16 protein-coding genes are annotated in these 17,306 nt (G+C 73.1%); 4 read left to right on the top strand and 12 right to left on the bottom strand.

All coding sequences use genetic code 11. The annotated features are described in order from the left end of the window. Positions 1-65 precede the first annotated feature (65 nt). From ENC19_RS31350 to lanKC, 6 genes are all read right to left on the bottom strand, one after another. A complete protein-coding gene (locus ENC19_RS31350) occupies positions 66-383 on the bottom strand; it encodes a P-loop NTPase family protein (RefSeq protein WP_328824207.1) in 318 nt (105 codons plus the stop codon). After that, positions 358-711, bottom strand: coding sequence for a hypothetical protein (locus ENC19_RS30060; RefSeq protein WP_328824236.1), 354 nt, complete (start codon positions 709-711; stop codon positions 358-360). The genes ENC19_RS31350 and ENC19_RS30060 overlap by 26 nt, the downstream gene beginning before the upstream one ends. A 25-nt stretch (positions 712-736) precedes the next feature. Further along, positions 737-1,537: an ABC transporter transmembrane domain-containing protein gene (locus ENC19_RS30055; RefSeq protein WP_235944646.1), complete on the bottom strand. Its 801-nt coding sequence runs from the start codon at positions 1,535-1,537 to the stop codon at positions 737-739. After that, positions 1,443-1,784: a hypothetical protein gene (locus tag ENC19_RS30050; RefSeq protein WP_235944645.1), complete on the bottom strand. Its 342-nt coding sequence runs from the start codon at positions 1,782-1,784 to the stop codon at positions 1,443-1,445. The genes ENC19_RS30055 and ENC19_RS30050 overlap by 95 nt, the downstream gene beginning before the upstream one ends. 73 nt (positions 1,785-1,857) lie before the next feature. Continuing rightward, positions 1,858-1,977 (bottom strand): SapB/AmfS family lanthipeptide, encoded by a 120-nt coding sequence (locus ENC19_RS10235; RefSeq protein ID WP_164446950.1) that lies wholly within the window; start codon positions 1,975-1,977, stop codon positions 1,858-1,860. A gap of 6 nt (positions 1,978-1,983) precedes the next feature. Next, on the bottom strand, positions 1,984-4,578 hold the full coding sequence (lanKC, locus tag ENC19_RS10230; RefSeq protein ID WP_164446949.1) for a class III lanthionine synthetase LanKC: 2,595 nt from the start codon (positions 4,576-4,578) through the stop codon (positions 1,984-1,986). 458 nt (positions 4,579-5,036) lie between these two features. Here lanKC and ENC19_RS10225 point away from each other — a divergent pair, with 458 nt between their 5' ends. Next, positions 5,037-5,738: a diacylglycerol kinase family protein gene (locus tag ENC19_RS10225; RefSeq protein ID WP_408058068.1), complete on the top strand. Its 702-nt coding sequence runs from the start codon at positions 5,037-5,039 to the stop codon at positions 5,736-5,738. A 92-nt stretch (positions 5,739-5,830) separates the two neighbouring features. Here the strand turns inward: ENC19_RS10225 and ENC19_RS10220 are convergent, their stop codons facing one another. Then, entirely contained in the window at positions 5,831-6,586 is a 756-nt protein-coding gene (locus tag ENC19_RS10220; protein ID WP_328824205.1) for an HAD family hydrolase, read from the bottom strand. 85 nt (positions 6,587-6,671) lie between these two features. Here ENC19_RS10220 and ENC19_RS10215 point away from each other — a divergent pair, with 85 nt between their 5' ends. From ENC19_RS10215 to ENC19_RS10205, 3 genes are all read left to right on the top strand, one after another. Continuing rightward, positions 6,672-9,452, top strand: coding sequence for a DEAD/DEAH box helicase (locus tag ENC19_RS10215; RefSeq protein ID WP_164446948.1), 2,781 nt, complete (start codon positions 6,672-6,674; stop codon positions 9,450-9,452). A gap of 173 nt (positions 9,453-9,625) precedes the next feature. After that, a complete protein-coding gene (locus ENC19_RS10210; RefSeq protein ID WP_164446947.1) occupies positions 9,626-10,519 on the top strand; it encodes an MHYT domain-containing protein in 894 nt (297 codons plus the stop codon). 41 nt (positions 10,520-10,560) lie between these two features. Continuing rightward, on the top strand, positions 10,561-10,920 hold the full coding sequence (locus ENC19_RS10205) for a type II toxin-antitoxin system Phd/YefM family antitoxin (RefSeq protein WP_235944644.1): 360 nt from the start codon (positions 10,561-10,563) through the stop codon (positions 10,918-10,920). Between the two features lie 148 nt (positions 10,921-11,068). On the opposite strand, the gene smpB is transcribed toward ENC19_RS10205, so the two are convergent. The 5 genes from smpB to ENC19_RS10180 all read right to left on the bottom strand — a co-directional run bounded on the left by smpB (position 11,069) and on the right by ENC19_RS10180 (position 17,108). Beyond that, a complete protein-coding gene (gene smpB / locus ENC19_RS10200; RefSeq protein ID WP_164446946.1) occupies positions 11,069-11,560 on the bottom strand; it encodes an SsrA-binding protein SmpB in 492 nt (163 codons plus the stop codon). A gap of 30 nt (positions 11,561-11,590) precedes the next feature. Next, complete coding sequence (locus tag ENC19_RS10195; RefSeq protein WP_164446945.1) at positions 11,591-13,942, bottom strand: hypothetical protein; 2,352 nt, start codon at positions 13,940-13,942, stop codon at positions 11,591-11,593. A gap of 114 nt (positions 13,943-14,056) precedes the next feature. Next, positions 14,057-14,569, bottom strand: coding sequence for an NUDIX domain-containing protein (locus ENC19_RS10190; protein WP_164446944.1), 513 nt, complete (start codon positions 14,567-14,569; stop codon positions 14,057-14,059). Between the two features lie 32 nt (positions 14,570-14,601). After that, positions 14,602-16,668 carry an amylo-alpha-1,6-glucosidase gene (locus ENC19_RS10185; RefSeq protein ID WP_164446943.1) on the bottom strand — a complete coding sequence of 689 codons (2,067 nt, stop codon included), beginning with the start codon at positions 16,666-16,668 and terminating at the stop codon, positions 14,602-14,604. After that, complete coding sequence (locus ENC19_RS10180) at positions 16,665-17,108, bottom strand: SCP2 sterol-binding domain-containing protein (RefSeq protein WP_164446942.1); 444 nt, start codon at positions 17,106-17,108, stop codon at positions 16,665-16,667. Before ENC19_RS10180 ends, ENC19_RS10185 begins: the two co-directional genes overlap by 4 nt. Positions 17,109-17,306 lie beyond the last annotated feature (198 nt).

Raw genomic sequence — 17,306 nt, 5'->3', positions numbered from 1 at the left:
CCGGCCGACGTCCCGGCGACGGGCCCGCAACGCCCGCCACGTCGTCCGACCAACGCCCGGACCGTTCATCGGGGGACACCGTCGTCCGCGAACACCGCCCGGTAGTCCGGGTCCGTCCAGAGTCGCCGATGCGGTGCCAGGGCGCGTAGCCGGCCGGCGTCGAGCCAGGCGACCAGGTCGGCCGTGGCGGCCGTCGCCACCCGGTGGGTGACCACCAGGCGGGTACGCCCTCCGTCCCGGCCGGTCAAGGCGCGGGTGATCCGATGCTCGGTGGCGGTGTCCAGGCTGGACGTGGCGTCGTCGAGGATGAGCAGCCGCTCGGCGTGGAACGCGCGAGCCAGCCCGAGGCGCTGGGTCTCACCTCCGGACAGCGGTGCGTCCACGGTCCGGGTACGGAATCGTCGGGCAGCCGGGCCACGACCCCGTCGATCTGCGCGGACCGCGCCGCCGCCAGCACGGCGGCGGTGGCCGGCGCACCGGTCGAGGGCGGCCGGGCCGACCGTTCCGGCAGCCCGAGGCCGATCGCGTCGTGCACCGTCTCACCGACCAGCACCGGACGGTCGAAGGCGTGACCGACCGCCCGACGCAGCGCGGCCCGGTCGAGGTGGGCCAGTGGCACCCGTCCAACAGCACCTCGCCGGTGTCCGGGTCGTACAACCGCCCGGCCACGGCGGCGAGGGCGGACTTGCCGGCCCCGGACCGCCCGACCACGGCGACCGTGCAACCGGCGGGCACGTCAGGTCGATGGCGTCCAGGACCGCCCGGTCGTCGGCGCGGACACCGACCCGCGCAACCGCAGGTGACCGCCGCCGGGCGGCAACGGCTCGTCGCCACCGGCGCGCACCGGACAGGACAGCGGCTCGGCGATCCGGCGGGCCGCGGCCCGGCTGCGGACCAGCCGGTTGAGGGTGGCCAGCACCGCGCCCAGCCCGCGCCGAGCGCGGCGTACTGCACGGCGGCGACCAGTTGGCCGGCGGTCAGCCAGCCGACGCTCAGCGCGTACCCACCGACGGCGACGACGGCGACCTGAAGCAGCGGTGCCACGGCCGCGACGCGGGCGTTGGCCAGGCCAGCAACCGCCAGCCGAGCCGGCCGTGGCCGCGCAGCTCGGGCAGTCGCCGCCAGCACGGTCGCACTCGAGGTCGGTGGTGCCGGCCGCGGCGATGGTGCGGGCACCACCGAGCGCCTCCTGCAGCCGGCCGGCGATCGCCCCGAGCACCCGCTGGTACGCGGTGACAACCGCCGAGGCGTCGGTGACGAACGTGGCCATGAGGACGGTCAGCACGGCCAGCCCGGCCAGGAGAGTGAACCCGAGCACGGGCTCCAGCAGGAACAGCGCCACGACGCTGCCCAGCGGCGGCAGGGCCGCGATCCCGCCAAGTGCCACGGCGTTGCCGGCCTGCCCGGTGTCGGCGGCCTGTCCGGCCAACCGGCCGACCAGGTCACCGACCGGGAAGCGGCGCACGGCCCGGACGTCCAGCGCGAACAGGTGCCGCAGCAGCCTCCGGCGGAGCCGGGCCGTGGCGGGCGGCGCCATGCCCGCCAGTCAGGTCACCGAGGACATCGGTGACCAGCAGGACGACGACGAGGACACAGGCGACCACCGGCCACCGGGGGGCGGCGTCACCGCCGACGGCGGCGTCCACGGCCAGCCCCAGCACCGCGGGCAGGGCCAGCTCGGCAGCGGCACCGGCCAGCGCCACCACCACCAGCGTGACGGTCCAGCCGCCACCGTCTCGGACCACCCGGAACAGCAGGCGGTCCGCGCCGGCCAGCGTTCGCATCGGTCCTCCCGGTCGTACGGCGTGGCCCTGGACGGTCAGGTAACCGTCCAGGGCCTCGCGTGGTGCGGTCCGATCAGTTGCAGGTCGTCACGGACAGCGAGCTGTCGCCGCAGAGCAGCAGGCTCGCCCGGCTACCACCGCCGGTCCGGTCGGCCGGAGCCGCCTCCATTCCCTGAAGGTCGAGGAGCGCCATGTCGTGTCACCTCCCATCGGTCGTCGGGGTCAGGGTCGCCCCCGCTGTCGCGGGGGAGTCCGGTGCGCCGGTGAGGGGCGCGAGGAAGGGCAGGGGCGTCGGGGCGTCACGTCGGGCGGTGGCCAGCGCCAGCAGGACGCCCGCGGTGCCGGTGGCCAGGTCCATCGAAAGCCGCAGCAACTGCTCGCCGGGGAAGGCGGTGCCGTCCCGGTACGGCAGGGCGTGCCAGCCCAGCCGCCGGACCTGGCTCTCCATCTCCTGTCGCAGCTGCGGGTCGTCGCGGTGAGCGGCGAGGTAGGCGATGATGCCGGCCCGCCCGGCGAAGAGGCCGGACTGCGCGTAGAACGGCGACCGGGCGGCGCGACGCACCCCGGCGCTCGCCTCGGCGAACTGCTCGTCGTCGCGGTGACGCAGGTACTGGTCGAGGACGAGCCCGATGCCCACGCTGCCCTGCCCCAGGTAGGGCATGGTGCGCCAGCCCTCGTTGACCTCCAGCGCGCCGTCGGGTCGGACCACGCAGCGGCGCAGGTCCTGCCGCAGCGCGGTGGCGGCGTGGTCGAGCAGGTCCGAATCGCCGGTCAGCTCGTACAGGCGCACCAGCAGCAGCGCCGCTCCGGTCCGGCCGCGCAGCAGCCCGGCGTACGGGTGTCGCCCGCCGCTGACCTCGCCGCCAGGGTCGTCGGCGAGTCGCTCCACCAACTCTCCGGTGACCTGCCAGGCCGCCTCCCGCAGCGCCGGTTCGCCGGTACGCCCGCCCAGCTCGGCCAGGTTCAGGGCGATGCCGGCCAGCCCGCCGGCCAGGCTGTGGTCCAGCCCGGTCGTCGACTCGCGGAGGCAGATGTCGAGCACGTCGAGCGCGTCCTGCCGGCGACCGAGCACCTCCAGGGCGTACGCGACGCCGTGCAGGCCGTCGTAGAAGCCGCACCGGGTGCCCGACGGAGGCGAGGTGGTTTGACGGACCAGCCACTGCTCGTGCTCCGGCCACCGGCCGGCGCCGCTGCGGTGCAACGCGTACAGCACGCCCGCCGCCCCGTGTGCGAGGTTGAGCCCGCCGCTGCGGAACTGTTCGATGTCGCCGGGGAACAGCCGGTCGGCGCGGGCGGGCGTGGCGCTGGTGAGGATGGCGCGGGCGAGCCGGTCCCGGTCCACGGACGGCCTGGCGGCGGTGGGCGGGACGCGGTCCCCGGACTCGGCGTCCGGTGCGGTGATCTCCGCCACCGCCGCGTCGAGGAAGTCTCTCGGCACCGGGAAGGTCTCGGCGATGATGTCGGCCAGGTGCGCGGCCTTCGCCGGGTCGAGGCGGACCAGCTGGGTCAGCGGCAGGAACAGGGCCAACCGAAGGCAGGCCAGGGCGTAGTGGTCGACGGCCACGCCGGTGCGTCCCCGGGGCGCGGCGAAGCCCTGGTTGCGCAGGCCCGGCCGGCGGTGCCCGTCGATCGGTGCGGCCACCTCGAAGTCGACCAGCGCGACCCGGTCGTCCGGCCGCAGCATGATGTTGAACAGGTGCAGGTCGCCGTAGACCAGGCCGCGCGCGTGGATCGCCCGGACGACCTCGTCGACCTGACGGTGGACGTCCAGCGCCCAGCGCGCGTACGCCGCGCGGTCGTCGTCGGTGGCGTCGGCGTCGATCAGCGGGTAGCGGTCGACCAACACCTTGTTCAGCGGGCGGCCCTCGATGAACTCCAGGGCGAGGAACCGGTGGTCGCCGAGGGCGAACTCGTCGTGCACCCGCGGCACCTGCGGCAGGTCGGCGAGCTGGCGCAGGACGGCGGCCTCCCGGGCGAGCCGGGTGACGGCGTCGGTGCCGTCGGCGTCCAGGCCGGCGTGCGGCCGGGCCTCCTTGAACACCAGCTGGGTGTCGGTGCGCCGGTCGCGTCCGACGTACAGGCCGCCACCGTTGGAGAAGTGGATGACCTTCTCGATCTGGTAGGGAACCTCGTCGGTGCTCGTCGCGTTGCGGGCGGCCAGGTGCGGCGCGAGGAAGTCGGGCAGCGCCACCCAGGACGGTACGTGGAAGACCGGATCGCGGCGGTCCGGCACCAGGGTGCCGGTCTCGTCCTCGACCGCCGGGACCACCTGGCCGTCGGGGGAGTGGCAGTACCGGGCGGCGAAGCCGCCGTAGCGGACGTACACCGGCCCGGCGGCGTACCGCAGGTCGCTGAGGATGTACGGGCCGGCCTCGCCGGTGAGCAGCTCGTCGAGTTCCTTGCAGACCAGTTCGAGTTCGGCGTCGTCGCGAGGGTAGACGGTGACGAACTTGCCGCTGGCGGCGCGGGCGGCGTACTTGGAGTTGCGCAGCAGCAGGGTGCGGGGGCCGCGCAGGAACTTGAACGACAGGCCCCGGGGTACGCAGTAGTCCCAGACGGTGTCCAGCACCCGGTCGGCGTTGGCGACCGTCGCCGACACGTGCACCTTCCAGCCCTGCTGCGGCAGGCGTTCACCGTCGGGGGCGTGGATGAGCCAGTCGTCGAGCGACTCCCGGCGCCAGCCGGCCGGCAACGGCCGGGTCGCCGCGGGGAAGGTCGGCTGCGCGACGGCGCTGCCGAGGGAGTCGTAGAACAGCGGGTCGGCGGCGCAGTAGCTGTCGTAGCGCTCGTCCACTGTGTCGCCTCCCGTCCGCCTGTCGGCTGTCGTCCTGTCGATGGATTCGAGTCTGTCCGTTCGGCCTATGGCGTTCCTAGTGTTTTCAGTCATGGAGATGAATGCGTGCCGCACGACCGGTCGTGACAAATGACAGTTGCGGCGTAGCGGCGGGACTGTCCGGTTTCGCCTGCCGGCACGGGCCGTCGCCGGGTCGGCACAGCCGCGCCCGCGCCGGTCCGGGCGGGTACGGTGCTCGCCGTGACCGCAGACGATCGCCCTTGGGTGCCCGGCGGACCGGTCGCCGTGCTGGCCAATCCGTCCGCCGGCCGTGGCCGGCACCGAGGACTGCTGCCGGGCCTGCTGGACGGGCTCGCGGCCGCCGACCGGCCGGTGCGGCTGCTGCGGGCCGGCAGCGCGGTCGAGGCCGAGGCGGTCTGTCGGGCCGCCGTGGCCCAGGGGTCGGCGCCCTGGTCGCGGTGGGTGGCGACGGCACGGTGCACCGGGCGATGCGCTGTCGCCGGCACCTCGGTGCCGTTCGGCCGGTGCCGGCGGGCACCGGCAACGACTTCGCGGTGGAGACCGGCTTCCCGGCCGATCCCCGGGCGGCCGTCGACGTCATCGCGACGGCCCTGCGCGAGGGACGCAGCCGGCCGGTCGACCTGGCCCGGATGACCGGGGCCGACGGCACGGCCCGTTGGTACGGCGCGGTGCTGGCGGCCGGCTTCGACGCGATCGTCAACGAGCGGGCCAACCGGATGCGCTGGCCGCGCGGTCCACGCCGCTACGACCTGGCCATCCTGGTGGAGCTGGCCCAGCTACGGCCACGCCGGTACACCCTCACCCTCGACGGCGAGCGGATCGAGGTCGATGCGGTCCTGGTGGCGGTCGGCAACGGCGCCAGCTACGGCGGCGGGATGCGGATCTGCCCCGACGCGGACCCGACCGACGGCCTGCTCGACGTCGTGGTCGGCGGTCGGTTCGACCGACGTACCCTGATCCGGGTCAAGCCGCGCATCTACGCCGGCACCCACGTCGCCCATCCTTTGGTGCAGACCTACCGCGCCCGCACCGTCACCCTGGCCGCGGACGGCATCACCACCTACGCCGACGGCGAACGCTCCCTCCCCCTCCCACTCACCATCACCGCCGTCCCCGCCGCCCTGCACCTCCTCCACTGACCACCCTCACCACACGCGATCTTGCACTTTCGGTCGGGAAATAACCCCCCGAAGGCGACATACCGGCGACCACAACTGCAAGATCGCGGAAGTCAGGGGGTGGGGAGGAGGTCGAGGACGGAGCCGAGGGCGTTGGGGCGGCCGGGGTCGGCGGCGGGGAGGATCAGCGCCGCGCAGCCGGCGGCGACGGCACCGGCGTCGGCGGGGGAGTCGCCGACCATGAGCGCCTCCTCGGGGTCGACGCCGAGCATGCCGCAGGCTCGCCAGAAGATCGCCGGGTCGGGCTTGCAGCGGCCCACCTCGTACGACAGCACGTGGGCGTCGACCAGCTCCGCCAGCCCCCAGGCGTCGAAGAGCGGCCGGATGTCGAAGCCGATGTTGCTGACCACGGCCACCCGGACGTCGGCGGCCCGCAGGGCGGCCAGCGTCGGCACGGTGTCGGGGTAGGGCACCCAGCCCTGCGGCACCAGCAGCCGTTCGTACAGCGCCTCGGCGAAGCCCTCGATACCGGCGTCGACGGTGTCGGCCAGCCCGGTGTAGGCACCCCGGTGGGCGTGCTCGTAGAGATCCCGGTCGGCCCAGAGCTCGGCCAGGTGGGGCGGTACCCGGGCGGGCAGCGGCCCACCGGCGCGGCCGGCGGTGAGCAGCCGGTCGGCCAGGGCGGTCGCGCGGGCCCGGTCCAGGTCCACGCCGCACGCCGACGCGGCGGCCAGCACCCACTGGCTGGCCTCCTCCACCTGCGCGAGGGTGCCGTGGAAGTCGAACAGCACCGCCCGCACCCGCCGACGGGAGGGGCCCCGATCGTCGATGTCGGGTACGGGGCTGGTCGGTTCGGCATGATCCGGCACGTGGTGCACCCTACCGACCCACTCGGACCGCCCCGGCGCTCGGCCTTGCCCGGTGCCCGTCGTGGGCAGGCACTAATCTTGGGGCATGTCGAGCCCCGCCGAGCGGTACGCCGCGGCGCGCCGCCGGGCCGCCCAGGCCACACAGTTCCCGGCGCTTGAAGAGTTCACCTCCGACCTGGGGTTCGATCTCGACGACTTCCAGCGGGAGTCCTGCCAGGCCCTGGAGCGGGGCAGCGGCGTCCTGGTCTGCGCGCCGACCGGTGCCGGCAAGACGGTGGTCGGCGAGTTCGCCGTACACCTGGCGTTGCGGGGTGCGCCCGGGCGGCCGGAACCGGCCGACGGGGCCCGGCGCAAGTGTTTCTACACCACGCCGATCAAGGCGCTGTCGAACCAGAAGTACCACGACCTGGTCGACCGGTACGGCGCCGCGCAGGTGGGGCTGCTCACCGGCGACAACGCCATCAACGGCGACGCCCCGGTGGTGGTGATGACCACCGAGGTGCTGCGCAACATGCTGTACGCCGGCTCGGCCACCCTCGAGGGCCTGGCGTACGTGGTGATGGACGAGGTGCACTACCTGGCCGACCGGTTCCGCGGCGGGGTGTGGGAGGAGGTCATCATCCACCTGCCCGCCTCGGTGACCCTGGTGTCGCTGTCGGCGACGGTCTCCAACGCCGAGGAGTTCGCCGACTGGTTGATCACCGTCCGGGGCGAGACCACCGTGGTGGTCAGCGAGCACCGGCCGGTGCCGTTGTGGCAGCACATGCTCGTCGGCAAGCGGATGTTCGACCTGTTCCACGACGCCGCCGCCGCCCGCAAGCACGACGTGCACCCGGAGCTGCTGCGCTACACGCGCGACACGGTACGCCGGCTGGATCTCGGCGAGGGACAGTCCGCCGGCTTCGGTGCCGGCCGGCGCGGCCCCCGCTGGCGCGGGCCGCTGCGCCCCGACATCGTCGACCGGCTGGACCGCGAGGGACTGCTGCCGGCGATCCTGTTCATCTTCAGCCGGGCCGGCTGCGACGCCGCGGTGCAGCAGTGCCTCGCCGCCGGGCTGCGGCTCACCTCGCCCGAGGAGCGGGCGGAGATTCGCCGGGTGGTGGAGTCCCGGGTCACCGCTATCCCCGGCGAGGACCTGTCGGTGCTCGGCTACTGGGAGTGGCTCGACGGGCTGGAGCGCGGGCTCGCCGCGCACCACGCCGGGATGCTGCCGGCGTTCAAGGAGGTCGTGGAGGAGTTGTTCGTCCGGGGGCTGGTCAAGGCGGTCTTCGCCACCGAGACCCTCGCCCTGGGCATCAACATGCCGGCCCGCTGCGTGGTGCTGGAACGCCTGGTCAAGTACAACGGTGAGGCGCACGTCGACCTGACCCCGGGGGAGTACACCCAGCTCACCGGGCGGGCCGGGCGTCGGGGCATCGACGTGGAGGGGCACGCCGTGGTGGTGTGGTCCCCGGAGACCGACCCCCGGCACGTGGCGGGTCTGGCCTCCACCCGGACGTATCCGCTGCGGTCCAGCTTCCGACCGTCGTACAACATGGCGGTGAACCTGGTCGGCAGCGTCGGTGCGGAGTCGGCGCGGGCGCTGCTGGAGTCGTCGTTCGCGCAGTTCCAGGCGGACCGGTCGGTGGTCGGCCTGGCCCGGCAGGTGCAGCGCAACACCGAGACCATCGAGGCGTACGGCGTCGAGGCGGAGTGCCACCACGGCGACTTCGACGAGTACTTCGCCCTGCGGGTCGCCATCGCCGACCGGGAGCGGGCCATCGCCCGGCAGGGGCAGAGCCAGCGCCGGGCGGCGGCGGTGGCGGCCCTGGAGCGGCTGCGGGTCGGTGATGTGATCCGGGTGCCGTCCGGGCGGCGGGCCGGCCTGGCCGTGGTGCTCGATCCGGCGGCCGGAGGCTTCAGCGAGCCGCGCCCGCTGGTGCTCACCCAGGACCGCTGGGCCGGCCGGATCAGCCCCGGCGACTTCACCACCCCGGCCGAGGTGCTGGCCCGCATCCGGGTGCCCAAGCACTTCAACCACCGCAATCCGGCCGCCCGGCGGGACCTGGCTGCCCAGGTCAGTGGCACCGGGCTGGACCGGCACTCCCGCCGGGGGGCCCGCGGCCGGCAGTCCGGCGAGGACCACCAGCTCAGCCAGTTTCGCACCGAGCTGCGTCGGCACCCCTGCCACGCCTGCCCGGAGCGGGAGGAACACGCCCGCTGGGCCGAGCGCCGCCGCCGGCTGGAACGCGACACCGACGAACTGCGCCAGCGGGTCGCCGGCCGGACTGGCTCGTTGGCGCGTACCTTCGACCGGATCGTCGCGCTGCTCACCGGGCGCGGCTATCTCGCCGCCGACGGCACCGTCACCGACGCCGGCCGGATGCTCGGCCGGATCTGGACGGAGGCGGACCTGCTCGTGGCGGAGTGCCTGCGGCGTGGCCTCTGGGACGGGCTGTCACCGGCCGAACTCGCTGCCGCGGTGTCGGTGGTGGTCTTCGAGGCCCGCCGCGACGTCGACGAACGGGCCTCGCTGCCCCGTGGCGCGGTGGCCGAGGCGGTCGACGCGACACTGAAGCTCTGGAGCGAGATCGAGGCCGACGAGGCGTCACGCGGGCTGGCCGTCACCCGTGAGCCGGATCTCGGTTTCGCCTGGCCGGTGTACCGCTGGGCACGAGGCGAGGCACTGGCCAAGGTGCTCGCCAGCGGGCACGAACTCGACGGTGAGATGCCCGCCGGCGACTTCGTCCGCTGGGCCCGCCAGGTGGTGGACCTGCTCGGCCAGCTCGCCGACTCCGGTGGTGCCTCGACGGAGCTTCGCGCCACCGCTCGCCAGGCGATAAAGGACGTCAACCGGGGTGTGCTGGCGTACCACTCACCGGCCTGAGCCGACCGCGACGGCGGCCGGTCGATGCGTCGGAACCGACGCGTCGCTGCGTCACCGTCGCGGCACCCCCCCCCCGAATTGACCAGGGGTCCTGTTGTGCCTGGTGAGAGCGTCCCCGATGATGTCATCGGCGCGTGCACTACGCGCCGGTAGCAGCTCTGGGGGGAGCCCACGTGGCGGACATCAATCACTTTGAGTACGGCTGGATCACACCGGCGTTGAGCTACGCGCTGTCGGTGCTCGGTTCCATCCTCGGCCTGGTCTGTGCCGGCCGCATCCGGACCGCCACCGGTACGGGCCAGAAACTCTGGTGGGGAACCCTGGCCGCCTGGGCGCTCGGCGGCACGGCGATCTGGACGATGCACTTCATGGCGATGCTGGGCTTCGCGGTGACCGGGACGCGGATCCGCTACGACGTGCCGATCACGGTTGCCAGCGCGCTGATCGCGGTGGCGGCCGTCGGCCTCGGGCTGGCGATCGTCGGCACCGGTCGGCTCTCGGCGGCACGGATCCTCGGTGGCGGCCTGTTCACCGGCGCCGGGGTGGCGGCGATGCACTACACGGGCATGGCGGCGATGCGGTTGGACGGTCGGCTGGTCTACGACGACCTCCGGGTGGGCCTGTCGGTGCTGATCGCCGTGATCGCCGCGTCCGTCGCCCTCTGGCTCGCGGTGACCGTACGCAAGGGAGTGGCGATCTTCGCCTCGGCGCTGGTGATGGGGGTGGCGGTCAACGGCATGCACTTCACCGGGATGAGCGCCCTGTCGGTGCACCTGCACGAGGAACGAGGTGAGGTCACCGGGGCGGGTGTCGGTACGCTGCTGATCCCGATCGTGCTGCTGGTCATCTTCGGCGTGGTCGGTCTGGTGTACGCGTTGCTCGCCGCGCCCACCGACGAGGATCGCGCCGCGCTGGCCTACCTGGACGCCCGGCAACGGCCGCAGCCGGCCACGGCCGCCGCGACACCGGACGTCAGCGCACCCGATCCGGTGGGGCTGCGCGCCCGGTCGACGCTGGCCCGTCCCGGTGCCCAGTTCCCGTCCCGCCGGGACCATTCGTCGCGCTGACGGTCGCGGAAAGTGTCGTACCCGGCACCGACGATGTATTCATGGCTGTCCCCGCCCTCACTCCGCGAAACGCCCCGGCGCGCTCGCTGCCCCTCCGCGAGGCGCGCACCCGACTCAGCCAACTCGTCGCCATGGCCGAGCTGACCGACTCGGTCACGGTGGTGACCCGTGACGGTGACCCTCGGCCGGTCGCCGCGATCGTGCCGGCGGCGGCCGCCCGAACGGTCGCCGAGGCCCGCGCCGACGCCGCCCGCCTGGCCGAGGTCACCGCCGGCTGGTCCCGACGCCTCGACGCTGCAGCGGCAGCAGAGCGGGCGCCGGCACGCCGCCGAGCTGCGGGCGGTGACCATGGCGCTCGCCGAGGTCTGGGCCGAGCTGGATCGGCGCTTTCCGCCGGGTAGCGATCCAGCGCTCACCCGGTTGCGCGCGGCGCACACCCAGCTGCTCGCCGACTGAGCGACCGCTGGGAGACTGTCGCGGGTGCCCGCCGGTCTCCGGGTCGTCCCGCGCGGGCTCGACCCGGTCCGAGGGCGAGCCACGGCTTCCGGCTCAGCGCCGACCTGGGCGGCCCTTGAGCCGGCGGCCCAGCTCGCGGGCAATCTCCCGGTTGGCGTCGCGTTCGGCGAGCACCTGTCGCTTGTCGTACGACCGGCGCCCTTTCGCCAGTGCCAGCTCTACCTTCGCCCAGCCGCCGGAGAAGTACATCGACAGCGGCACCAGGGTGATTCCGCCCTCGCGGGTCCGGTCGAGGATCCGGGCGATCTCCACCCGGCGCAGCAGCAGCTTGCGGGTCCGCCGGGGCGCGTGGTTGGTCCAGCTGCCGTAGCCGTACTCGGCGATGTGCAGGCCGTACAGCATGATCTCCCCGTCGCGTTCCTGCGCGAAGGCGTCGACGAGCGAGACGCGACCCGCGCGCAGCGACTTGACCTCGGTGCCGGCCAGCACGATGCCGGCCTCGTAGGTCTTGAGCACGGCGTAGTCGTGGCGGGCCTGGCGGTTGGCCGCGATCAGGGTCCGCTCGGCGGCTGAGGAGGTGCCCATCGAGGAAGGATAGCCGCACCGTGGGAGGGCTCATGCCGGCTTGTCGTGCTCACGCAGCCGGCCCGCCAGCTCGGCCACCGCGGCCTCGAAGCGCGGATCGGATTCGCCGGGCCAGTGCCCGAGGATCGGATGCGGGACGCTGTCGCCGGGCGGCGGGAGGACGCCGACCGGGTCGCGCAGCCGCCGGTCCACCGTGCCGGCGGCACCGGACACCGTCGGCGGACGCTCCGGCCGGTGCGGCGAGAAGACCCAGCCCCCGATCGGGTCGGTGTCCCGCCACAGGTTGATCCACCGCCAGTTGACCCGGTCGCCCACGTCGCGGAGCACCTCGTCACTGACGTAGGCCGGAAACAGCCGGGCGTAGAGCCGGCGCAGCGGTGAGCCGTAGGTCAGCAGCGCCAACCGGCCGCACACCTCGGGTGGCAGTTGCAGGATCGTGGCGGCGAGCAGCACCGAGCCGTGACTGTGCCCGGTGAGCAGCACTCCGTGACCCTGTTCGGCGAGGTACCCGATCCGTCGGCTCAGCTCGGGAACAGCGCGCTCGGCGTAGCAGGGCGGTGCGAACGGGTGCGCCACCCGTGGCCAGAACGTCCCCAGGTCCCACAGCACGCCGACGTACCTGCGGAACCGGGACGTACGGTACGCGAAGATGCCGCCGACGAGCAGCGCGAGCACCACCGCCGCGATGAGGAAACTGCCCATCTGGATGCCGAAGTTGGTCGCCGCGGCCGGAATGCCGGTCAGCTGCTGCACCGTGCTGTCCGGTGCCAGGCCCAGCATGCCGAGCAGGCTGCTGGGCATGCCCACCCCGACGACACAGGCGTACACCACCGCGAGTGACTCCACCCGTTCGGTGAACCGCGCCCTGGCGATCATGCGCTCGACCTGGTGCAGGCGGTACCGGGCGGCCGGCGGCGCGTCGGGAAAGTCGTGTGCGACGGTGGCCCGGGCGGTGCGCATCCGGGGGATACGACTGGCCAGCCCGATGATCAGCGCCGCCAGCAGGGTGGCTGCCGCCGCCACCAGGAAGACGAAGATGGCCCACTTGTAGCCCAGCGGCGGGCTGATCTCCCGTTCACCGTCGGCGTCGGCACGGCGGTTGAGGAAGTCGGCCACCCGGTAGACCAGGTCCGCGGAGATCGCCACCGCCAGCCCGGTCGCGGTGGCCGCGATCACGGGCGCACCCAGGCCGCGTAGCGGTCCGGCGCCGAGCCCGTCACGGCCGAATCCGCGACGCGCCTCATCGGGCTCGACACTGGGTGCGGGCGGCGCATCTCCGCCGGCGTCGCCACGGTCGACCGGTTCGCCGCTGCCGGTGGTGTCGGCGGTGCTGTGGCGTTGTCGGCTCCGGGCGATCAGCGCGCCCGTGCCGAGCAGGAACAGCAGGACCGCCTGGGAGGAGATGACCAGCCCGACGGCGGTGGCGTAGCCGGGCAACCCGTCCCGGATCCGCCACGGCGTGGGGTCGACCGACACCGCGACCAGCACCACGGCGATCAGTACGAAGGCCAGGTTGCGCAGGCCGCGCGAGATCCGATCCGCGTACGAGCCGGTCGGCAGCAGGTCGACGAACGGGTGCGCGCAGACCAGCACGATGCTGACCACCAGCACCGCCCCACTGACGACGGCCAGGGTCACGCTCAGCGGCGACGGGCCCGAGCCGATCCGGGCGGCGACCAGGCCGAGACCGAGGGTCATCAGCCCGGCGGCTCCGTGCAGTGAACAGAGCCGGTCCACGGTCGGTCCGCTGTCCCACTGGCCCACGGCGCTGAGCTGGTGGCTCCCGGAGGTGCTGATGGGGGTGTGGAAGGCGTCGAAGTTGCGGCCCGGACGGACACCGAGCAGCCAGACCAGCATGAGCGCGCCGAAGGGCAGCAGCGCGAAGACGGCCAGGGTCAGCCCGGTGGGTCGGTCGCTGAGCCAGGACAGCCATGGCCGCCCGGCCAGACAGGACGGGTTCGGCACGCACCGCCAGGCGATCAGTTCCAGCGCCACGCCCATCGCCGCCAGCACGTACAGCATGGTGAGGCTGAGGGCGAGCAGCCGGCACAACGCCTTCACCCCGGAACCGGCCTTGTCGCCGGGGGCCGGCCGCATCCAGATCGCGACGTTGCACAGCATGAACGGCAGCAGGAACATCAGCGACAGCGTGCGGACGGTGGTGCCGGAGGGAAGTTCGCTCCAGCGGTACGCCTCCAACGTCACGCCCGCCGGACCTCCGGTGTCCGGATAGCCCGGGCGCGGCCGGTAGAACCCGCCGTTACGGTCCCCGGCGACCTGGTGACTGTGCGGACGGTCGAGGATCTGTTCGGCGTCGGCGCCGGACACGCCGTGCACCCGCAGCTCCACGACGTCGTCCGACGCCCCCGGCTCGCTGGTCATCGGCCCCCCGGAACGTGTGCACCGACCCGACCCGGCGCAGGCGCGACGTCCCGGTGCGATCTCCCGGTCTACCCGCCGAGCCGACGAACACGCCTGCTCGCGGTGCCCGGCCGGTCAGACCGGCCGGCGGGCGAGGAAGTCGGCCAGCACCTCCGTGTGGGTGGAGAAGGCCAGCTCGGTCGGCTCGGTCAGCACGAGCCACTCGGTGGCCTCCGTGGTCGGTGCCGACGGCGGCAGCTCCTCGGCGGGGCGGGCCGGCAGCTCTCCGAAGACCAGCATGGTGCCGCCGGCCGGCGCGCTCCGCACGGTGAGCAGCCTGGCACCGACCGCCTCGGCCCGCAGGCCGGTCTCCTCGCGCAGCTCGCGGACCAGGGCGTCCTCCCACCGTTCGCCGTACTCGATGAACCCGCCGGGCAGCGCGAGCTGCCCCCGGGCGGGTTCGATGTCCCGGCGGACGACGACCACGCCCAGTCCGGTGGCGGTCAGCACCGGCTGTACGGCCACCGCCACCGGCAGCGGATTGCGCCAGACCTGCTGGCCACAGCTCGCGCAGAGCCGGGGCCAGGCGATCGGCGGCGGGTAGGCCGCGCCACAGTACGAACAATGCGAGTACGCCACGCCGCTCATGCCGCAGCACGTTACCTGGGGTCCGCCCGGGCTCACCTGTCGCCACTGTGCGCCACCGGCCTGCCCGCCCGCGCGTTGCCGATCGCGTCCTTGCGTCCCCACCGGCCCGGGATGTTCAGCAGTTCGATCCGGCCGAAGCGTGCGGGAAGCGCCGGGTGCACCACCAGGTGCTCGCCGTAGGGCTCCAGGCCGAGCAGGCTGCGCAGCAGCAGGAACGTGGCGCCGGTCGCGGAGGCCTGTGGGCTGTTGGCGGCCGGGTACGGCACCGGGTACCGGGTCAGTTCACGGTCGTAGCCGGCGAAGGCCTCCGGCATCCGTCCGGCGAAGTGCTGGGACGCCTCGATGACGGACTCCGCGATCTTTCCCGCCTCCTCGACGAAGCCGTAGTGGCGCAGCCCGCAGGCGATCAGCGAGTTGTCGAACGGCCAGACCGTACCCACGTGGTAACCGAGCGGGTTGTAGCTGGCCTGCCCGGTGGCCAACGTCCGGACCCCCCAGCCGGAGAACAGCCGTGGCCCGAGCAGGTGACCGGCGACGGCGGCGGCCCGGGAGTCGTCCACGATGCCACTCCACAGCAGGTGTCCCATGTTCGACGCCAGCGCGTCCACCTGGTCACCGTCGGGGCCGAGCGCCAGCGCGAAATACTCACCTCCGTCGATCCAGAAGTCGCGGTTGAACCGCCGCTTGAGCTCCTCGGCCTGTCGTTCCAGGCGGTCGGCGTACGCCGGGTCGCCCCAGAACTCGCGGGCCAGTCGGGCTCCGCGCCGCTTGGCGTCGTACGCGTAGCCCTGCAACTCGCAGGTGGCGCGCGGCAGCCCCGGCAGCCGGCCGTCCCGGTAACAGATGGCCTCCGGCGAGTCCTTCCAGCAGTGGTTCTGCGCCCCGCTCGCGTCGTTTCGCGGCTGGTACCAGAGGTAGCCGTCGCCGCGCAGGTCGCCGTACTCGTCGATCCAGTTCAGCGCCGCGCGGGCGGCGTCCTCCAGATCGCGCACCAGCGAGGCGTCGCCGGTCCAGCGCTCGTACTCGTCGAGCAGCACGACGAACAGGGGCGTCACGTCCGCTCCGCCGTAATACGGTGACTGGGGACGCTGCTCGAAGGCGGCCATCTCCCCGTATCGGAACTCGTTGAGGATCTTGCCGGGTTCCTCGTCCCGGAAGTCGTCGAGCACCGTGCCCTGGTCCATGGCGAGCAGGCGCAGCGTGGTCGCCGCCATCCGGGGAACGAACGGCAGGGTCTGGTAACAGGTGAGCAGGTTGTCGCGGCCGATGATGGTGGCCGACCAGGGCAACCCGGCGGCGAGCATGGTCTCGTGCGGCAGCGCCAGCGGAGAGAAACGCAGGCCGGCGAGGTCCGCCAGCCCGCGTCGGTAGGTCGTGCACAGCGACTCCCAGTCGCAGTACAGCCGGGGGGCCTCGGCGATCCACTCGCTCAGGTCGTGGCGCAACTCGGTGCCGACCTTGCCGCGCGGGTGCCGCAGCCGCTCCCGCATGTCCGCGCCGTCCGGACGCAGCACCAGCGCCCGCACCCGCAGGGTCGTGTTCCACCGGCCCTGCCGGTCGACCCTGATCCGGAAGGTCAGCCCGTGCTCGTCGAACTCCGCCGGCTCGCTCGTCGAGATGTCGGTGACCCGGTGGAACTTCTCCCGCCGGTAGCCGAGCCGCAGGCCGTCCGTCGAGACCTCGCGGTAGCCGCGCAGCGCCGACGCGTGCGGCCAGATGACGTCGTAGACCGGGGCGAAGTCGCTGTCCACGTCGATGCGCAGCACGTAGTCGACGGGGCCGTTGGTGTGGTTGAGCACGGTGAGGTGTTCGACGAAGGCGCTGTCGGAGATCCACCGGTCGCGGATCATCGAGACCTTCGCGTCGACGTAGTGGGTCGGATGACCGGGCACCAGGAAGAACCGGATCTTGTAGTAACTCGGATCGTGCACAGCCAGTGGGTGCAGCCGTTCCCCGTCGAGCCGCAACCGCCAGGTGGACAGGAAGCGGGTGTCGAAGGCGAAGAACCCGGCCGGATTGGTGGGGCTGAAGTCCATGTCGCCGTTGTCCTCGCTCAACGCGAAGATGTTGCCGTCGAGGATGCGGACGAGTTTCCTCACCGCTGCTCCCCCTCACCGGTCGGGGGGACCGCGTCGTGCGGCGACGGCTGTCCAGGATCGGCCAGCGCCCGGTGATTGCGGTGGGCGGCCACCTCCCGCGGGTGGTGGGCGTGGGGCGGCGGTGCGAACAGGCGCTCCAGCATGATGACGAACCGGAACTCGCCGTCGGCGGTGAAGTCGTTGCGCAGCCACGCCGACAGCGGCTTGACCTCGCCGCGGGTCATCCGGAGAAACAACTGCGCGTCGGCCCGGATCACCGTGTCCACATCCGGTACGTCGTCACGCGACACCGTGATCCGGCCCTGGTCGATGCTGACCAGCCAGTGGTCGACCCGGTCGGGATAGGCCAGGTCGAAACGCACGGTGCCGGAGACCTGCCGCAGCATCCGCCCCCCACCCCTGGTGAGACCGTCGAAGAAGTCGCGCACCGCCTCCGACATCCCGGACCTCCTGCGGGCCGTGCCCGGCCGACGAGGGCTGGGTGCCGGGGCGGCCCGAGCCGGCGGCGAAGCGCCGGTCAACTCCTCCGCCACGGTCACCTTAGCGGCTTTGATCCGCTCTGGTGCTGGTCCGTACTACTGGTCCACCTTCAGGTGGGCCCCGGCCTCCGGGCCGTGCATCGGAGATCGGCGTTGGTT

The sequence above is a fragment of the Verrucosispora sioxanthis genome (assembly GCF_010560025.1).
GTDB lineage: Bacteria > Actinomycetota > Actinomycetes > Mycobacteriales > Micromonosporaceae > Micromonospora > Micromonospora palythoicola.
This window is presented reverse-complemented; position numbering and strand designations above follow the sequence as displayed.